General features: G+C 38.9%; 16 protein-coding genes and 1 pseudogene. 11 read left to right on the top strand and 6 right to left on the bottom strand.

Translation table 11 applies throughout. From position 1 onward, the window contains the following. Positions 1–14 precede the first annotated feature (14 nt). Entirely contained in the window at positions 15–2,519 is a 2,505-nt protein-coding gene (locus NYR60_RS01975) for a glycogen/starch/alpha-glucan phosphorylase (protein ID WP_279467481.1), read from the top strand. A gap of 105 nt (positions 2,520–2,624) precedes the next feature. Here the strand turns inward: NYR60_RS01975 and ndk are convergent, their stop codons facing one another. From ndk to dacB, 3 genes are all read right to left on the bottom strand, one after another. Beyond that, on the bottom strand, positions 2,625–3,041 hold the full coding sequence (gene ndk / locus NYR60_RS01980) for a nucleoside-diphosphate kinase (protein WP_279467483.1): 417 nt from the start codon (positions 3,039–3,041) through the stop codon (positions 2,625–2,627). 54 nt (positions 3,042–3,095) lie between these two features. Continuing rightward, positions 3,096–5,180, bottom strand: coding sequence for a methionine--tRNA ligase (metG, locus tag NYR60_RS01985; RefSeq protein ID WP_431831750.1), 2,085 nt, complete (start codon positions 5,178–5,180; stop codon positions 3,096–3,098). A 102-nt stretch (positions 5,181–5,282) separates the two neighbouring features. Continuing rightward, the gene (gene dacB, locus NYR60_RS01990) at positions 5,283–6,725 is read right to left on the bottom strand and encodes a serine-type D-Ala-D-Ala carboxypeptidase (RefSeq protein WP_279467485.1); all 1,443 of its coding nucleotides are present in this window, start codon (positions 6,723–6,725) and stop codon (positions 5,283–5,285) included. Positions 6,726–6,819: 94 nt separating this feature from the next. On the opposite strand from dacB, the gene greA reads away from it, so the two are divergent. Then, a complete protein-coding gene (gene greA / locus NYR60_RS01995) occupies positions 6,820–7,296 on the top strand; it encodes a transcription elongation factor GreA (protein ID WP_279467486.1) in 477 nt (158 codons plus the stop codon). 79 nt (positions 7,297–7,375) lie between these two features. On the opposite strand, the gene prmB is transcribed toward greA, so the two are convergent. After that, entirely contained in the window at positions 7,376–8,320 is a 945-nt protein-coding gene (gene prmB / locus NYR60_RS02000) for a 50S ribosomal protein L3 N(5)-glutamine methyltransferase (protein ID WP_279467488.1), read from the bottom strand. 93 nt (positions 8,321–8,413) lie between these two features. Here prmB and bioA point away from each other — a divergent pair, with 93 nt between their 5' ends. The 9 genes and pseudogenes from bioA to NYR60_RS02045 all read left to right on the top strand — a co-directional run bounded on the left by bioA (position 8,414) and on the right by NYR60_RS02045 (position 17,688). Beyond that, positions 8,414–9,712, top strand: a complete 1,299-nt coding sequence (gene bioA / locus NYR60_RS02005; protein WP_279467490.1) for an adenosylmethionine--8-amino-7-oxononanoate transaminase — start codon at positions 8,414–8,416, stop codon at positions 9,710–9,712. 28 nt (positions 9,713–9,740) lie between these two features. Continuing rightward, entirely contained in the window at positions 9,741–10,904 is a 1,164-nt protein-coding gene (locus tag NYR60_RS02010; protein WP_279467492.1) for an 8-amino-7-oxononanoate synthase, read from the top strand. 9 nt (positions 10,905–10,913) lie between these two features. Further along, complete coding sequence (locus NYR60_RS02015) at positions 10,914–11,573, top strand: DUF452 family protein (protein WP_279467493.1); 660 nt, start codon at positions 10,914–10,916, stop codon at positions 11,571–11,573. Then, positions 11,561–12,331: a malonyl-ACP O-methyltransferase BioC gene (bioC, locus tag NYR60_RS02020; RefSeq protein WP_279467495.1), complete on the top strand. Its 771-nt coding sequence runs from the start codon at positions 11,561–11,563 to the stop codon at positions 12,329–12,331. Before NYR60_RS02015 ends, bioC begins: the two co-directional genes overlap by 13 nt. Continuing rightward, positions 12,331–12,972: a dethiobiotin synthase gene (gene bioD, locus NYR60_RS02025; protein WP_279467496.1), complete on the top strand. Its 642-nt coding sequence runs from the start codon at positions 12,331–12,333 to the stop codon at positions 12,970–12,972. The genes bioC and bioD overlap by 1 nt, the downstream gene beginning before the upstream one ends. After that, entirely contained in the window at positions 12,966–13,508 is a 543-nt protein-coding gene (gene smrB, locus NYR60_RS02030) for an endonuclease SmrB (protein WP_279467498.1), read from the top strand. The genes bioD and smrB overlap by 7 nt, the downstream gene beginning before the upstream one ends. Before the next feature lie 295 nt (positions 13,509–13,803). Next, positions 13,804–14,652, top strand: a pseudogene (locus NYR60_RS02035) (aldo/keto reductase). 215 nt (positions 14,653–14,867) lie between these two features. Further along, positions 14,868–15,731, top strand: a complete 864-nt coding sequence (locus tag NYR60_RS02040) for an EamA/RhaT family transporter (protein ID WP_279467499.1) — start codon at positions 14,868–14,870, stop codon at positions 15,729–15,731. A gap of 106 nt (positions 15,732–15,837) precedes the next feature. After that, positions 15,838–17,688, top strand: a complete 1,851-nt coding sequence (locus tag NYR60_RS02045) for an ATP-binding protein (protein WP_279467501.1) — start codon at positions 15,838–15,840, stop codon at positions 17,686–17,688. Positions 17,689–17,719: 31 nt separating this feature from the next. Here NYR60_RS02045 and NYR60_RS02050 read toward each other — a convergent pair whose 3' ends face one another. Next, a complete protein-coding gene (locus tag NYR60_RS02050; protein WP_279467503.1) occupies positions 17,720–18,283 on the bottom strand; it encodes a methylated-DNA--[protein]-cysteine S-methyltransferase in 564 nt (187 codons plus the stop codon). A gap of 82 nt (positions 18,284–18,365) precedes the next feature. Further along, on the bottom strand, positions 18,366–19,745 hold the full coding sequence (locus NYR60_RS02055; RefSeq protein ID WP_279467504.1) for a porin: 1,380 nt from the start codon (positions 19,743–19,745) through the stop codon (positions 18,366–18,368). Positions 19,746–20,047: the final 302 nt, after the last annotated feature.

Genomic DNA, 20,047 nt, shown 5'->3' on the forward strand with positions numbered 1-20,047 from the left:
ATTAGGAGTCGCAAATGGGCAATAAGGTTTTAAGTCCGGAGAATATTCAACAAGTTAAAGATGCTATTTTATATAAGATGGTGTTTGCTCTAGGGGTAGAGCCTCGTGATGCAAGTAAACGTAACTGGCTTAATGCTGCATTACGCGTTGTGCGTGATTTATCTACTGAATCTTGGTTGCAGACACGCCGTAGCCAAATGGCAAATGGCAGTCGCCGTGTCTACTATCTTTCAATGGAATTTTTAATGGGGAGAACCTTCTCAAATGCAATGATAGCGGAAGGTGTTTATGAACTGATTGATGCGGCATTAAAAGAACTTGGTCAAAATTTAGAAGATATTATTAATGAAGAGGGTGATCCGGGCTTAGGTAACGGTGGTTTAGGACGTTTAGCTGCTTGTTATATGGACAGTCTTGCGGCAATGAAAATTCCGGCTATTGGTTATGGTATCCGTTATGAATACGGTATGTTCCGTCAAGAAATTCGTAATGGCGAACAAGTTGAACAGCCGGATCAATGGTTGGAAAATGAATTTGTATGGCCGTATTTACGCTCAAGTAAACGTTTCCCGATTTGTTTTGGCGGACGTGTATGGAATGAAGGCTCGAAAGTTGTATGGCAAGCGGATGAAGAAATTGTTGCTCAAGCACATGATCAATTGATTCCAGGTTATGAAACAACCTCAACGAATAGCTTACGTTTATGGTCGGCACACGCTTCGGGGAAAGGTTTCGGTTTAGCAGATTTCAACCGTGGTGATTATTTTTCGGCAATGAGTCGCCAGAATCTTTCAGAGAATGTTTCTCGTGTGCTTTATCCTGACGATTCAACTTATAATGGACGTGAATTACGTTTACGCCAAGAATATTTCCTCTGTTCCGCTTCGGTGCAAGATATTATTCGCCGTCATGAAGCAGAGTGTGGTTCTTGTATTAATCTAGCGGATAAAGTCGCGATTCACTTAAATGATACTCATCCAACACTTGCCGTACCGGAGCTAATGCGTATTCTGATTGATGAGAAAGGCTATAGTTGGGATCAAGCGTGGAATATGACTCGCAAAATTTTCTACTATACTAACCACACCTTAATGAGCGAAGCATTGGAAACTTGGCCGGTGGAAATGTTAGGGCGTATTTTACCGCGTCACCTAGGTATTATTTTTGAAATCAACGAATGGTTCTTAAATGAAGTACGTGAGAAATTCCCGGGTGAAGAAGATTTAGTACAACGTGTGTCACTGATTGATGAACAGGGTGATCGCCGAGTGCGTATGGCGTGGGTGGCGGTAGTCGCTTCAACTAAAGTAAATGGTGTTGCGAAGATTCACTCGGATTTAATGGTGGAATCCATTTTTGCCGATTTTGCACGTATTTATCCGGATCGTTTCACTAATGTGACCAATGGGGTAACGCCTCGCCGTTGGATTAAAATTGCCAACCCGGGTTTAGCCAATATTTTAGATAAACGTATCGGGAAAAATTGGCTAACCGATCTCAGCGAATTAGAGAAATTTAATGTCTTTGTGGATGATGCGGATGTTCAAGCTGAAATTGCAGCGGTGAAATATGAGAATAAACGTAAATTAGCGGATTATGTTGAGAAAAATTTAGGCATCAAACTCAATCCAGAAGCGATTTTTGATGTACAGGTTAAACGTATTCACAAATATAAACGCCAACAGTTAAACGTATTACATATTATTACGCTCTATAATCGTATCTTAAAAAATCCAAATGCGGATTGGACACCACGTGTGTTTATCTTTGCTGGTAAAGCAGCAAGTGCTTACTATGCGGCGAAGAAAGTCATTCGTTTGATTAACGATGTTGCAAATGTCATCAATAATGATGAACGAGTACGTGATTTGATCAAGGTGGTGTTTATTCCGAATTATGGCGTATCGCTCGCACAAATGATTATTCCGGCAGCGGATGTGTCCGAACAAATTTCATTGGCGGGAACAGAGGCTTCTGGTACGTCTAATATGAAGTTTGCCTTAAACGGTGCATTAACTATCGGGACGTTAGACGGTGCGAATGTAGAAATTTTAGATCACGTCGGTAAAGATAACATCTTTATTTTCGGTAACACGGTCGAACAGGTAGAAGAGCTGCGTCGTAATGGTTATTCGCCGTATCATTATTATGAAACGGACGGTGAATTAAATGAGGCGGTTTCGCAAATCTTAAACGGTAAATTCTCACCGGATGATCCATATCGTTACCAAGATCTGATTTTAAATTCAGGTGATTATTACCAAGCCTGTGCGGATTTCCGTAGCTATGTTGAGGCACAAGAGCGAGTTGCAACCGCTTATCGTAATAAGAAAGCATGGACACGTTCAGCAATTATCAATATTGCGAATATGGGCTATTTCTCATCAGATCGCTCAGTATTAGATTACGCACGAGATATTTGGCATATTGATCCAATGGATGAAGTACAATTAAAAGAAAATACGGATTTGGCGAGTATTATTGAAAGTTCAAGTAAGCTATTGATTATTCGTAAATAATATGAACAAGCGGTCTGTTTCTTGCAAAACTTTGCGGAAATTTGAGCGCTTGTAGAGCTAAAAAAGCCGTTTGTTTTGGACAAACGGCTTTCTTTTTATTTTCGCTTAAATAATTTCATTCGGTGTGAAGAAGTAAGCGATTTCACGTTTTGCAGATTCTTCAGAATCCGAACCGTGAACTGAATTTTTACGACCGCTGATAGCGTAGAGCGCTCGAATCGTGCCGGCTTTACGTTGCTCTGGATTCGTTGCACCCATTAATTCACGGTAGTGAGCGATAGCATTCTCGCCTTCAAGCACCACCGCAACAATCGGTTCTGAAATCATAAATTCGACTAATGGCGCAAAAAATTCTTTACCTTGGTGTTCGGCATAGAAACCTTCCGCTTGTGCTTGGGTCAGTTGTACTTTTTTGAGTGCTTTAACGGTTAAGCCTGCTTCTTCTAAATGGCTAAGAATTTTACCGATTAGATTGCGTTTTGTTGCATCGGGTTTAATTAAACAAAGCGTTTGTTGGATCATTGTTTCTCCTTAATTCGCAAAACAAGCGGTGAATCTCACCGCTTGTTATTGCTTTTATTTTACTTGCATACCAGGGCGGATACCTTCATCAGCGGAAAGTAAGAATAAGTCTGCACCGCCGGTGCCTGCCGATAAGATCATACCTTCCGATACGCCGAATTTCATTTTACGTGGTGCAAGGTTTGCGACCATAATCACAAAACGTCCGACTAATTCTTCTGGATTGTTATAAGCCGCTTTAATACCTGATAACACTTGGCGTTGGTGATCACCTAAATCTAATTGGAATTTCAATAATTTGTTTGATTCCGGTACGGCTTCACAGCTAATCACTTTTGCCACACGTAAATCTAATTTTGCGAAATCATCTATCGTGATTTCCGCTGCGATAGGCTCAACAGCCGTATTTTCGGTATTTTCCACTTTTTGTTGTTTTCCTTTTTTATCTTCTGTTTTATTTTGTTCTGCAAACAGTGCTTTGGTTTCTTCAATCACAGCATCAATTTGTTTTTTCTCAAGACGAGAGAACAATGATTTAAACGATGCAACATTTTTACCTAATAATGGTTGATGAATGTTGTCCCACGTTAATTCGGCTTGTAAGAAAGCTTCGGCACGTTCCGCTAACTGTGGTAATACAGGTTTTAAGTAACTCATTAACACACGGAATAATTCAATACCCATTGAACAAACCGCTTGTAATTCTGCTTCACTACCTTCTTGTTTTGCGATCACCCAAGGTGCTTTATCATCGACATATTTATTTGCTTTATCACAAAGATCCATAATTAAACGAATTGCTTTGTTAAATTCACGATTTTCATAATGTGTTGCGATCTGTTCTGATTGTGCAATAAATTCTGCGAAAAGTGTTTCGTCTTCTAATTTATCAGCCAGTTTTCCTTCAAAGCGTTTTGCAATAAAACTTGCATTACGTGAAGCAAGGTTCACTAATTTATTAACGATATCGCTGTTGACTCGTTGTACGAAATCTTCAAGACTTAAATCTAAGTCTTCAATTCGCTCGTTCAGTTTTGCCGCATAGTAATAACGTAAACATTCCGGATCGATATGTTTTAAATAAGTACTTGCTTGAATAAAAGTACCGCGTGATTTTGACATTTTCACACCGTCAACCGTGACGTAACCGTGTGCAAATACATTGGTCGGTTTACGTAATTCACAACCGTCTAACATCGCCGGCCAGAAAAGGCTATGGAAGTAAACGATATCTTTACCGATAAAGTGATAAAGCTCGGTATCTGAATCTTTTTTCCAAAATTCATCAAAGTTTAAACCGCTGCGATCACATAAATTTTTAAATGACGCCATATAACCGATAGGTGCATCAAGCCATACGTAGAAGAATTTATTTTCTGCATCTGGAATCGGGAAACCGAAGTAAGGCGCATCACGGCTGATGTCCCATTGCTGTAAACCACTTTCAAACCATTCTTGCATTTTATTGGCAATTTCTGATTGTAATGAACCTGAGCGAGTCCATTCTTTTAGCATACCTTCAAAACTTGGTAAATCGAAGAAAAAGTGTTCGGATTCTTTCACGATCGGTGTTGCACCGGAAACTGCAGAACGAGGATTAATTAAATCCATCGGGCTATAGGTTGATGCACATACTTCACAGTTATCACCGTATTGGTCTTCCGCTTTACACTTCGGGCAAGTACCTTTTACAAAACGATCCGGAAGAAACATTTGTTTTTCAGGATCAAATAACTGAGAAATCACACGACTTTTGATAAAACCATTTGAACGTAATTTCTTATACATTTCGGTAGTAATTTCACGGTTTTCTTCACTATGAGTCGAATGATAGTTATCGAAACTAATGTTAAAGCCTTTGAAATCCGCTACGTGATCCGCTTTAGCTTTTTCAATGAGTTGTTCCGGAGTAATGCCTTGTTTTGCCGCATTAAGCATAATTGGTGTGCCGTGTGCATCATCCGCACAGACAAAGTGGATTTCGTTACCACGCATACGCTGGAAGCGTACCCAAATATCTGCTTGGATATGTTCAAGCATATGGCCTAAATGGATTGCACCGTTTGCATAAGGCAAGGCACAAGTAACCAGCATTTTTCGTTTTTGGTTTGACATTCGTAATTCTCGTAAGTAAAAAATAAGCTATGGATGTTATTCCATATCATCTAAAAATTTGTAGGAAATTGTAGCCCAAAAGCCGTGATTTTTCTAGTAGAAAGCCATTGAGCAATGTGTTAAGCCTTATTCGTTATAAAGTGCCATATAAAGATTTTGTTCAAAATTTACTAAAGCGGCTCGTTTAGTTTTACTTTCAAGTTCTCCGGTTGAATAACCATTCACAAATTGTACAAATGCGATTCGTTCGCCACGAGCATTTTTCATAAAACCGGCGAGATTATATACACCTTTTAATGAGCCTGTTTTAGCAATCAAATTTTTAGCGAGCGGTTCTACGGCGATAGAGCCTCGTCCGGAAAGCGTACCGTCTACACCTGCTATCGGAAAAGTATCGAATAATTGCAAATTTTGCTCGTTTTTAGCGATATATTCTAATGCTTGTAACATTGTTGCTGCACTGACTTGATTATGGCGAGATAACCCCGAACCGTCTACAACGACACTATTATCGAATTTTATGCCTGCTTTGCTTTTTAGCAACGATCTCACTACATGGCTTGCTAACGGAAAAGATGCCGCACGATTTTGCTGTTTATAAGCAATCGTACGAAATAGACTATCAGCAATTTGGTTGTCAGATTTCTTCATCATTTTCTTTAGAAGTTCCGGTAATGGTACGGACCAATGTTCAGCTAATAATGTTCCATTTTGTGCATTGAGTGGTTCTTGAATTTTTCCTTCAAAGGCGATACCAAGGCGTTTCAAATTTGCCTTGATGAGATTCGCCCCATATATCGCCGGATCTTGAACTGAAAAACTAAGTCCAAAAGGTTCTGTTTGACGAGCCATACAACCTTTAATTTGGTAGCGATTATTATCATTCACAACCACATCCAGCTGGCAATAAGCGGCTTCAGATTTATCTACAATATATGCTGAGCTAAAAACTTGTACCGGATAAGCACTAGGAATATTTACTTTTGCGACATCTCCGACTTTTTGATTAGCATCTAAATTGACGTAAAAGCAATTATTATCGACATTTACTGCGGCAGGCGGTGCATTAAAACACATGGTTAAATCATTCCAAATCCAGCCGGCAGCTTTATCGTGACTGGCAAACACCGCCGTATCTAAAATTAAATTACCCTCAATTTTAGTGATACCTTGCTTTTTTAACTCGTTAATTAATTGATAAAGTTGACCGCTTGTTAAGTCTGGATCACCACTAAATTTAGCAACCAAATCGCCTTTTAGTATTCCATGCTCGACTTTACCATTTGTAAGTAGTGCGGTTTGAAAGCGGAAATCTTGTGGTAAAGCTAATTTGGCTGCTAAAGCGGTAAAGACTTTTTGAGTGCTAGCAGGCAACATAAAAATATCACTCTGATATTGGGTAAGAATTTGATCGGTATCAAGATTTTTTGCAATAAAAGCTGCGGATGCTCCGGGTGGTAAATAACTTACAAGTTGAGAAGGATTAATTTCAGCTATCGCAACAGAGGGAAGTAAGAAGCCAACTAAGGTTAGTTTAGACATTAAGGAACGGGCGGATTTAAACAACATATAAATTCGGGAGTTGATATTTTTAACAAGACGTTGAATAATAGCCCTTTCACTTATATTCGTAAACCTTAAAATTTTTATAAAAGGATAAATAATGAAACAAATTCCAATGACGGTGCGTGGAGCAGAGTTGCTTCGTGAAGAATTAGAATTTTTAAAAAATGTTCGCCGCCCACAAATTATTGATGCGATTGCGGAAGCACGCGAACACGGTGACTTAAAAGAAAATGCGGAATACCACGCAGCACGTGAACAGCAAGGTTTCTGTGAAGGTCGTATTCAAGAAATCGAAGGTAAATTAGGGAATGCGCAAGTTATTGATGTGACGAAAATGGCAAATAACGGCAAAGTGATTTTTGGTGCAACTGTTAGTTTGGTCAATGCAGATACAGATGAAGAAGTGACTTATCGTATTGTTGGCGATGATGAAGCAAATATTAAAGAAGGCTTAATTTCAGTAAACTCACCGATTGCTCGCGGCTTAGTTGGCAAAGAAGTAGACGATTCGGTGAGTATTGTCACTCCGGGCGGTAAAGTAGAATTTGACATTATTAATGTAGAATATATTTAACTAAATTCCGTATAAAGTTAAGCGGTCATATTTCTTCAATATTTTGCAAAAATAGAAGAAATATGACCGCTTTTTATGTTTATTGGAATAAATGATGATGTTTGACTAATTCTTCTCGGGTAAGGGTAAATACACCCAGTCCGCCATTTTTAAATTCGAGCCAATGGAATGGTACACTAGGGAATTGTTCAATCAAATGCACCATGCTGTTACCGACTTCACATACCAATACCCCGTTATCGATAAGATAATTCGGTGCTTCGGCAAGAATACGTTTAGTAATATCTAAACCGTCAATACCTGAACCCAATGCTAACTCCGGTTCATGGTGAAATTCGTGAGGCATATCGTCCAAATCTTCTTGATCAACATACGGTGGGTTGGTCACGATTAAATCATATTTATCTTGTGGAATATCGTTAAATAAGTCCGAACTGATCGGGAATACACGATGTGCAACTTGATGGCGTTCAATATTAATTTGTGCGACATCTAAAGCATCAAGCGATAAATCGACCGCATCGACTTCCGCATTAGGGAATTGTTTGGCACAAGCAATGGCAATACAACCGCTACCAGTACACATATCTAAAATACGTTTCGGTTCATTTTTTAATAAACCTTTAAAGCCGTTGGTAATTAATTCTCCAATCGGCGAACGAGGGACAATAACACGTTCGTCCACATAATATTCCTCTCCACAGAACCACGCAGAATTGGTTAAATACGCAACCGGTTTACGCATACCTAAACGCTGTTGAACCATTTCGATAACACGTTCTTTCTCGATACGAGTTAGATTGGACGAATACATTGCTTCCGGTACATCAATCGGCAAATTTAATGCACTAAGTACAAGTTGGTGGGCTTCATCCCAAGGGTTATCTAACCCATGACCATAATAGAGATCAGAAGCATTGAAATAGCTATACGCCCAACGCATCATATCTTGAATCGTTTTTAAATCATCAGCAGCAGATGATTCGATAATTTCTTCTAATAATTCTAGGTTATGCTCAAACATAATTGTCCCTTTAAAAAATAATGAAAAATTGGTCTATTTTATACTGATATAGTTTTTTGTGCTAGAATCCGGCAAAATTAAAGGAAAATAAAAATGAGAATAACTCAGCTTATTGAATTAGACCAAAAACACATTTGGCATCCTTATTCTTCCATTACTAATCCTATTCCTGTTTATCCGGTAGAACGAGCAGACGGCGTGATCATCACTTTAAAAGACGGTCGTAAACTGATTGACGGAATGTCTTCATGGTGGGCGGCGCTACACGGCTATAACCATCCTCGTTTAAATCAGGCGGCAACTGAACAATTAAGCAAAATGAGCCACATTATGTTTGGTGGCTTGACTCACGAACCAGCGACTAAACTTTCGCAAAAATTATTAGAAATTTTACCGCCTGAGCTGAATAAAATTTTCTTTGCAGATAGCGGTTCGGTCGCAGTTGAAGTCGCTATGAAAATGGCATTGCAATATGCCCAAGCAAGCGGTCAAAAAAATGCTAAAAAACGCACTAAATTTGCCACGATTCGCTCCGGTTATCATGGCGATACTTGGCATGCGATGTCAGTTTGCGATCCTGTTACCGGTATGCACGGTCTATTCAATTCCAGCTTGCCAGTACAATATTTTTTACCGCAACCGAGTGTGAAATTTGGTGAAGCATGGCGAGATGAAGCGATTTTGCCACTGCAAGAGTTATTTGAACAACATAGCGATGAGATTGCCGCATTAATTCTCGAGCCTGTTGTACAGGGTGCAGGTGGGATGTATTTCTATTCGCCGGTGTATTTACAAAAGGCGAGAGAATTATGCGACCGTTTCGGGATTTTGTTAATTTTCGATGAAATTGCCACCGGCTTCGGGCGTACCGGTAAATTATTTGCATTGGAATACGCTGAGGTAGTGCCGGATATTATTTGCTTGGGCAAAGCGTTAACCGGCGGTTATTTGACTTTATCGGCAACAATCACCACAGAAAAAGTTGCAACGGTCATTTGCGAAGGAGAGGCAAAATGTTTTATGCACGGCCCGACATTTATGGCGAATCCGCTTGCCTGTGCGATTGCTTATGAATCGATTAATTTATTATTAGAAAGTGATTGGCAAGCCAATATTAAACGTATTGAACGGCAATTAATAGATGAACTCACACCGGCGAAACAATTTAAATCGGTAGCGGAAGTACGGGTATTAGGCGCAATCGGTGTATTAGAAATGCAACAGCCGGTTGATTTGGTATTACTACAAAAATTATTTGTCGAACACGGCATTTGGGTTCGCCCTTTCGGCAAACTGGTTTACATTATGCCGCCGTTTATTATTAGTCAGGCGGAATTAACCCAACTCACTAGCGCCTTATTACAAGTATTAAAAATAGCTTATAACGAATAAAAACGTAATACATTTGATTGGAGGTTTTATGAATGTATTCGAACAAAAGTTAGCGGAATTAACACAAGCCGGCTTAAAGCGAGCGTTACCGCCGATTCAACATGATGGCAAGTGGATTCTTGCTGATAATCGCAGAATGTTAAATTTTTCCTCAAATGATTATTTGGGGCTAGCTTCAGACCAGCATTTACAGCGTCAATTTTTGCAAAAAATCAGTGAAAATGAACCGCTTGTTACTCCACTTACCTCATCTTCTTCGCGTCTACTGACCGGTAATTTCCCGATTTACCAAGATTTTGAACAGCTGATTGCCAACCGTTTTAAGCGAGAAGCGGCTTTGTTATTTAACAGCGGTTATCATGCCAATATCGGTATTCTGCCGGCGTTAGCGGATAAAAATACCCTCATTCTTGCCGATAAGTTAGTTCACGCCAGTTTGATTGACGGTATCCGTTTAGCCGGTGTGTATTTTTATCGCTATCAACATAATAACCTCGAACATTTAAGCCAATTACTCAGCAAATATTCCACTCAGTTTGAGCGGATTATCATTGTGACTGAAAGTATTTTTAGTATGGACGGCGATGTTGCACCTTTGGTTGAACTCGTGGCGTTAAAAAGAGCCTTTGCCAACCAATGTCACATTATGTTGTATGTGGATGAGGCACATGCAATCGGTGCATACGGAGAACAAGGCTTAGGTATGGCGGAAGTATTAGGCTGTATTGGAGAAATTGATTTTTTAGTAGGTACGTTCGGCAAAGCATTGGCTTCGATGGGAGCTTATTTGGTTTGCGATCAAGTGATTAAAGATTACTTAATTAACACGATGCGTCCATTGATTTTTTCGACCGCATTACCGCCGCTAAATGTTGCATGGACGGCATTTTTATTTGAGCAGTTAGCCGAATTTCACCGTAAACGACAATATTTAGCACAGCTTAGTGAGAAACTAAAACAAGCGGTACAGCAGAAAAATAGTTATCCATTACAAACGCAAAGTTGCATTATTCCGTTTATCGTGGGAGAAAACGAACAAACGATGCAAAAAGCCAAAACATTGCAACAACAAGGTTTTTATTGCTTGCCGATTCGTCCGCCGACAGTGCCGAAAGGTACGGCTCGTATCCGCTTATCCTTAACCGCTGATTTAACCATAGAAGAATTAGATCGTTTAATTGCTTGTTTATAAGGAGACAATGTGAAAACAAAATTAATTTCAACTCAACAAGCCAATTTGATTATTTATTTTGCCGGTTGGGGCACACCGGCATCGGTTGTCTCACATTTAGCGTTGCCGAACGGTTATGACTTATTGATTTGTTATGATTACCAAGATTTAAACTTTCCTGCTTTTGATTTTAGCCGTTACCAAACCCTCCGCTTAGTTGCGTGGTCGATGGGCGTTTGGGTGGCGGAAAATGTATTACCGGAGATTAATTTGGCTTCTGCGACAGCGATTAACGGTACGTCTTTTCCTAAACACGATGAATGGGGGATTCCGCTACAGATATTTAACGGCACATTACAAACATTAAATACAGAAAATCGCTTGAAGTTTGAACGCCGAATTTGTGGTGATAAACAGTTGTTAAATGCTTACCTCGCATTACCCGAACAGCGTTCGCTTGCTGAAATTCATCATGAACTTGAGGTATTGAATACGGCAGTTGAGGCAAATCTTGTTACGCCGAAGCTACATTGGACGAATGTGATTATTGGCGAGAAAGATCGTATTTTTTCAGCACAAAATCAGCTAGCTTTTTGGCAAGATAAAAATGTGCGTATGACACAAATGCCTAAAGGTGAGCATTATCTCTGGCAACATTTTTCTGAGTGGGAGCAATTATGGCAAAGTTAGCTAAGCCATTGATTGCACAACGTTTTGCTACCCATGTCACAGAATATGACGAGCATGCGATCGCTCAACAACAGATTAATCGACAATTGGTAAATTTGCTTGCCCAAACGAATAAACAATGTTTTCGGCGAGTGTTGGAAATCGGTTGTGGTACGGGCGATTTAACCCAGCATTTAGTGCGTGAATATCAAATGGAATATTTGGTCGTCAATGACCTGAGTGATGTCTATCAAGATTGCGTTTTGCAAAAAATTGGCGAAAATCGACCGCTTGTTTCCTTTGAGTTTATAGCCGGCGATGCGGAACATTTGTCCTTTGATGGACAATTTGATTTGATCAGTTCTGCGTCCGCAGTACAGTGGTTTGAACAACCGCAAACTTTTGTTTCGCAAGCCGTGAATCTGTTACAGCCAAATGGTGTTTTGCTATTTAATAGTTTTGCAACGGAAAATTTGGCGGAAATTCGTCAACTAACGGGAGTTGGGCTGACTTACCCAAGCCTAGAAGATTGGCATGCTTGGTTAAGTAAAGACTTTACCCAGTTACAGATTATACAACAGCAGATTCGTTTAACCTTTGCTTCACCGCTTGCCGTGTTGCAACATCTGCGGAAAACCGGGGTAACGGCAATTAGTACGCAAACCTGGACACGCAAAAGGCTGATGGCATTTAGTGAACAATATCAAGCTCAATTTAGCTGTGAACAAGGCGTTTATTTGACTTATGCACCGATTTTTATTTTGGGAGTGAAAAAATAATGGGCAAAATCATTTTCGTATCGGGCATTGATACCGACATTGGCAAAACGGTTGCCACCGGATTTTATGCTAAACGTTTGATGGAAAGAGGCTACTCGGTGATTACACAAAAAATGATTCAAACCGGCTGTGAAGGAATTTCCAGCGATATTTTGCAACACCGCCAAATGCAAAATATGCCGTTAACTCAAGAGGATAAAGACGGTATTACTTGTCCTTATCTTTTTTATTACCCTTGTTCGCCACATTTGGCAGCGGAAATGGAAAATACCGTGATTGATACGCACAAAATTGCTGAAGCCAGCCAATTGTTAGCCGAAAAATATGATTATGTTTTGTTAGAGGGCGCTGGCGGCTTGGCTGTGCCTTATGATAATCGATATACCACGCTTGATTACATTGCGGAGCAGCAATTACCATTGATTTTAGTCACTTCCGGCAGATTAGGTTCGATTAATCACACCTTGCTCAGTTTAATGGCGTGCCAACAAAAACAGATTCCATTAGTCAGTTTGATCTATAATAGCTATCCACAAACAGATGAAATTATTCAGCAAAGTACGTTAAACTATTTAAGAGAATATATTGAACGCAATTTCCCGGAAGCGGAATTTTTAGTAATGGACAAACAAGCATGTTAGATAACGAAGATTTTGCCCTTTTCCAAGAAGCGGTAAAAGGCACGAAAAAAATTAAACAGGATACTTTTGTACCGAAAACAGCACCTCGTAAAAAAGTTAACGAGCTGAGAGAACTACAAGAACAAAAAGATACCGAATTTTTCTTCTCTGATGAATATGAACCGTTATTACGAGAAGAAAATGAGAAAATCAAATATTTGCGTGCGGACATTGACCCGTATATTTTGAAACAATTACGCCGTGGTGATTTTCAGCCGGAGCTTTTTTTAGATTTGCACGGTTTAACTCGTGAACAAGCGAAAAAAGAATTAGCGGCACTAATTTTGGCGTGTGAGAGAGAGCAGGTTTATTGTGCCAGCATTATGACCGGTTTTGGTACACGTACTTTGAAAGATCAAATCCCTCGATGGTTGGTGCAACACCCTAAAATCATTGCTTTACACCAAGCACCAAGAGAGTGGGGAGGGGATGCGGCAATTTTAATTTTGGTAGAACAAATCGAAAATCCGGAAAGACGTTTATTTGAACGTAAATAGCCCTCTACAAGCGGTCGTTTTTGTCAAAATTTTACGATATGTCATAGATATATTTATAAGCACACGGATGAAAACAGCGTGTGCTTTTTTGTATGCTATCGATTTATTAATGCCTCTTGAGACAGAGATCACAAAAATAAAAAAACATAATAATAGAAAAAATAATGAGAATTGAGAGATTGATTTTTTGGCGTACAATCATCTTATTTATACCGACAAGCGGTAAGATTTTCAGTTAATTTTGCAAAATGAGGGAATAAAAATGAAACAGCGTCGATTTGGTAAAACAAACAAAATGGTTTCTGAAATAGGGTTGGGTACTTGGCAGTTAGGCACGAAATGGGGAGAGGCATTTAATCATCAAGAAGCAATGGCGATTCTAGAAACGGCTTATGAACAAGGCATTAACTTCTTAGATACTGCAGATGTATATAACAATGGTCTGAGTGAAAAAGCAATTGGTGAGATCCTTAAAAAATATCCTGATTTTTTCTATGTCACCACCAAATGTGGCAGAGCATTGAATCCGCATATCGCTGAAATGTACACACCGAAAGCGATTGAAGGTTTTGTTGAGGGGAGTTGACAACGTCTTAGTACAGAAAAATTAGATTTAATTCTGCTGCATTGTCCACCGACTTCCGTTTATCGCAACGATGAAGTTTTCGCTAAACTGGAACAGCTTAAAACTGCCGGTAAATTAGTTAATTACGGTGTAAGTATTGAAACAGTTGAAGAAGGCTTAATCGCAATGGAATACGATATTGCCGCAATGGAAGTCATTTTTAATATGTTCCGTATTAAACCTTTGGAGCAACTTTTCCCAACCGCACAACAAAATGATGTTGGTATCATTGCTCGAGTGCCACTTGCTAGTGGGCTATTAACAGGCAAATATAATGCGAATACCACTTTCGGAAAAGATGATCACCGAACCTTCAATCGTAACGGTGAAGCGTTTGATAAAGGAGAAACTTTTTCCGGCGTGGATTATCAGCTCGGTTTACAAGCCGTTGATGAATTAAAAGCACTTTTCGGTACGGAAGATCTGATTCCTTATGCCTTACGTTGGGTACTAATGTACGATGAGGTGAGTACGGTTATTCCGGGAGCGAGTAATGCAAAAAGTGACGGAAATCTATAACCGGCTCATTCGACCAAGTGTACACCCACTTTGGTAAAAAGGGTTCAGTCATTTAGTCAGAAATCAGAAAAAGCCATAGTAGATTTAAATATATCTGCTATGGCTTATTTTTTTGATTAGATAGACAAAATTTTGCAGAGATCCGACCGCTTGATCTATCTATCTGATTCGGAAATTTGTAGAATGTAAACCTTTATTTATAAAGGAGAATTTTTATGTTAGAACTTGTGATCGCTATTTTGTGTAGCGTATCAGTCGGTGTGCTGATTAAGGTTGCACGTCAGAAGCAAATTGCTATTGATCAAAGTATCGCAGTGAACTATATCGTCACGACTTCAATGACCTATTTTTTACTGAATCCGGATTTTAAAGGGCAAACCGTAGTTGATATTGTGGCGAATAGCCCTTCGTCTTATCTGTTTTTTGCATTAGGTTTCTTATTACCGACTATTTTCCTGATTCAAGCTAAATCGCTTGAGTTTGCCGGCATTATCCGTACTGATGCGGCACAACGCCTTTCGCTGTTTTTACCGATTTTGGCAGCATTTACTATTTTCGGTGAACAAATTACCCAAAATAAATTAATTGCTCTAGTATTAGCTTTTATTGCTCTGGGGTGTTTACTCTGGAAAACCCATCATGGTATGGGTAAAGGTGGTAAAATTGCAGTAATTAGCTTGGCTTGTGTATGGTTAGGTTATGGAATGACCGATACGCTATTTAAGCAAATTGCTAAATCAGGTTCAGCTTTTCCAGTAACATTATTTATTGCTTTTGTCTTTGCCGGCTGTTTAATGTTTGTTTATTTACTGCTTAAACGTACACAATGGCACGTGCCGAGCGTTGGTGTTGGTTTAGTATTAGGTGTGTTAAATTTCTGTAATATTTTATTCTATATCAAAGCACACCAAGTGATGAAAGATGATCCGACATTAGTATTTACCGGTATGAATCTAGGTGTAATTTGTTTAGGAACCTTTATCGGGGCGTTAGCCTTTAAAGAAAAAATTAATAAAGTGAATTACTTAGGCGTACTGATTGCGATTATTGCAATTATCTGTTTATTTTATTGGAAATAATCCGATCCGAATCAATAATCCCAACTATTCAGACAGACAGTTTGAGCTATAATAAATCCTCTCCGTTAGCTAATGGAGAGGATTTTATGTTTTTAAGGGGAGAAGAATGAAGTTAATCAAGCAATGTAGTCAAAATTATGTGAATTGGGTGCTACGCTTGGGCAGAGCAAAAGCCGCCTTGTTAGGTTTTTTTGTGTTGGCAATTTTTGCCATTATTGTTCAAGGCGCATTAACCTATTTATTTACCGGCGAAATTCAAACACGTGATATTTTACGTTCGATTTCTTTCGGGATGATTTCTGCCCCATTCGTGATTTATTTTTTCAATCTCATTGTCGTCAAACTGGAAAAATCACGTATTCAACTAGAACAAAGTATTTATGATCTCGGTGTGTTACGTGAGCAAGATGCACGTTTAAATGCCACGCTTGAAAAAAATAACCGAGATAAAAGCGTGTTAATGGCAACAATTAGCCATGAATTACGTACACCGCTTAATGGTATTATCGGTTTAAGTCGAATTTTGTTAGAGGGAGAACTCACTCAGCAACAGCGAGAATATTTAAAAACAATTAATATTAGTGCGGTTTCCTTAGGACATATCTTTAGCGATATTATCGATTTAGAGAAAATTGATAGTCGCCGTATTGAGTTATTCAATAAGGAAGTTGAGTTTTCTCAGTTGATCAGTGACATCAGCAATTTTGCCAATTTAATGGCAGATCAACGTAAAATTAAATTCCATATCAGTTATTCGGATAATCTGCCGAACTTTATTTTAGTCGATAACGCTCGTTTAAGTCAGGTGTTGTGGAATTTGGTCAGTAATGCGGTCAAATTCACCCCAGCAGGCGGTGACATTTATCTTGATGTACAACGTGTAGATGAAGACCATTTTAGCTTTACGCTTAGAGATACCGGTATCGGTATTCCGAAAAACGAACAGCGTAAAGTCTTTGCGATGTTCTATCAAGCAGAAAATGCACAAGAGAAAAAAGCACAAGGTAGTGGTATCGGCTTAGCCATTTCAAAACGTATCGCTAAATTAATGGGCGGTGATCTCATCCTTGAAAGTGAGGAGGGCAAAGGTTCAGTCTTTACCTTAACCATTCAGGCGGATACGGTTGAGGCGAAAAAAACGGTTAAAATTAATGACCATGCGTTAAAGGTGTTATTGGTTGAAGATATTGAAGTCAATGTCGTGGTTGCTCGTGCAATGTTAGAAAAATTTGGCTGTGATGTTGATGTGGCAATGAGCGGCAAGGAAGCATTCCAATTGTTTGAACAGAATAGCTACGACCTTATTTTACTCGATATTCAATTACCGGATATGACCGGGTTTGATATAGCAAGACAATTACGAGAACGCTATGAAAATGAAGAAGTGGATTATTTACCACTTTTAGTAGCATTAACCGCGAATATCATGCAAACCAAACAAGAATATCAGCAACAAGGTATGGATGACGTATTGCGTAAACCGCTTTCGTTAGAAGCATTATCCGAATGTTTGAATCATTACTTTAACAGCGATTTTGTGGAAAAAACCGGTGAAATTAGACCGCTTGTTGAAACGGCAGACACGCTAAATTTACCTTATGATCGTAAGATATTATCTGAATTAATCGAAGTAATGGGAACAAAAGCGGTACTGGCTAATTTTGCATTATTTGCTCAGCTTATGCCTGACTATTTGGACAATTTGCAGAATTATTTAACGGAATGGCTTGCGACAGATTCTGTAGAGATGCGAAAGAATACGGCGGATGAAGCTCATAAGATCAAAGGTGCACTAGCTTCAGTCAGCTTAAAACGTTTGCAAGAAATTGCTCAATATGCCCAAACCGATAACGGAGAGGTTTGGGAGCAGAATATTGCACAGTGGGTATTCCAAATTGCACAGCAATGGCAAGCAGATCTAGCTTTAGCAGAGCATTGGGTAAAAGAAAATTATTAATGAAAGCGTAATTTAAAAATGGGAAGATAAATTATTTATTTTCCCATTTTTTATGTTTCGGATTCACAAATTCCACACCCTTATCTTTAAAATGAATACCTTCCAATGCTAATAAATAGCGTTTTGCCGGTAAGCCGCCACCGAAGCCGGTTAGCGTTTGATTTTTTCCCAATACACGGTGACAAGGCACAATAATTGAAATAGGATTACGTCCTACTGCACCTCCCACGGCACGCATTGCATTCGGTTTACCAAGTTGCTGAGCGATTTCACCATAGCTTGTCGTTTTACCGTAAGGGATAGTTAATAAAATCTTCCATACGACTTTTTGAAATTCCGTACCTTGCGGTGCCAGAAAATCTAAATGCTGAAAATCCAATTTCTCACCGGCAAAATAGCGGTCTAAAATGTTACGTGTTTTACAGAAAATATCAAAAATTTGACCGCTTGTTTCAGTCGCAATTTGCCATTTTTGAGCATCAGTAGTGAGTTGTTCTTGTTCAAATTCAATGCCGAGTAATCCATTATTATTGGCAATCAATAACAGCTTCCCGACAGGTGAGTAGTAATATTGATAGTGAATAGTAGACGACATATTAACCTTATTTCAAATAAAAAAGCGTGTAAGAGTTTACACGCCTTTTAAACATTCGTAATTGCCTATTTTGAGTTAGACATTAGAATTTGTAATTAAGATTTAGACCGTAGAGGTTACCACGAGCTTTAGTTTTAAGCACAGTGCCTTTTTCAGTAAAGCTATGTGCTGTACCACGTAAGAAAGCATAGCCTGCATCAACTGAAAGAGCTGGGGTTACACGATATGTTGCACCCACTGAATACCACATACGGTTTGTGTCAGGGATAGAAATTGATGGATGGTTAGTGCTGGCATTTTCATCATAAGCAATACCTGCTCGTAATGTTAATGGTTCTGATACATCATAAGATACACCTAACGCATAACGATTTGCATCCGAGAAATCTTCTTGTTTATGTAAGTAATGCTCGCCTTTTGTACCGTAAGCATCTAATGTTTTTAAACGACTCCATTCAGTACGTTTCCAACTATATTGAACCGCTAAGCGATCGGTTAATTTATGGAAACCTGATAACTCCCAATATGCAGGTAAGTTTAGAGTAAGTTTACCAGGTAACTCTTGACCTGAAGTAGGGAAATCTACAAGCGATGATCCCGTTAATGGAGAAATACCATTACTATAATGCCCTTTGAATTTTACGTCTACAGGAGAATGATAAGCTAAACCCCAACGATGATTTTCGTTTAACTCATAAGTTAAACCAGCATTCCAACCTAATGACCATTCATCACCTGAAACACGAGCTACTTCGGTTGAACGTTTATAAGATGATAAAGTATTTGCAACAAGTTTATATTGTCCTGCTGCCATCGCTGCTTGTTGGCTACCTGTTACTTTGGCAAGTTGTTCATAACGTTGTGAAGCAAGTTCAGCTTCTTTTGCTTTTTGTTCAACTAAGGCTGCGTTATCACCTAAATGGCGTATAAACTCTGCTTTTGAATAAACAACATTTAGACCAGCACCAATACTAAAACCGTGACCTAATTTATATGCACCGCTGAAGTTAAAGTTATGTGCTTGTAATTCGGTATTACCACCTAATGATCCGGCTGCAAAATCAGTTGGATATTTTGTTTTTAAACCATAATTGACGTTATAGCCTAAACCTAATGAGAAATCATCATTTACTGGTAATACAAAATACATATTAGGAATAGGAGCGGTTGGTACGACATTACCTGCATAGGCTTGATTACCGTTTGGTGTTGTACCACGTACACTTAAATCGGTATCGACAAGAACACCACCCGCTGAAATTTCAGGACGTTTGAATTTCGTCATTAACGCGGGGTTATTTGCAACTACCGAGGCATTATCTGCAACGGCAGAGTTACCGGCATAAGCCATACCTAACCCTGAAGTTGAAACTTCAGCAAGTTGGAATAAAGATGCGGAAGCACTACCTGCTGATAAAGTAATGAGAGAGGCAAGTAAAGTTTTGTTAAATTTGTTATTCATTAGGTGTCCTTTTAAAAGAAAATAACCGTTAGGCAAGAACGATTTCAGTGAACATATGTTCATATTTTAGGGTTGCTAAAATGAAAAGCGGCGTGATTCTACGTAGGGAATCTAAAGCAAGCAAGCCTATTTACTTAAAAAAGAATGAGTTCCGACCAGTGAACAGCTGTTCATTTTTATTCATAAATTTTATTGATTGAGCGAAGTTTAAAAAGTTTCGTTATATATGTATAAATTGTATTTCTCTCAAGTTTGACTCTCCTCTATATTTTAAGTGAATCAAAAATCATTTATAATTATAG

The organism is Actinobacillus genomosp. 2 (assembly GCF_029773605.1).
Taxonomy (GTDB): Bacteria; Pseudomonadota; Gammaproteobacteria; order Enterobacterales; family Pasteurellaceae; genus Actinobacillus.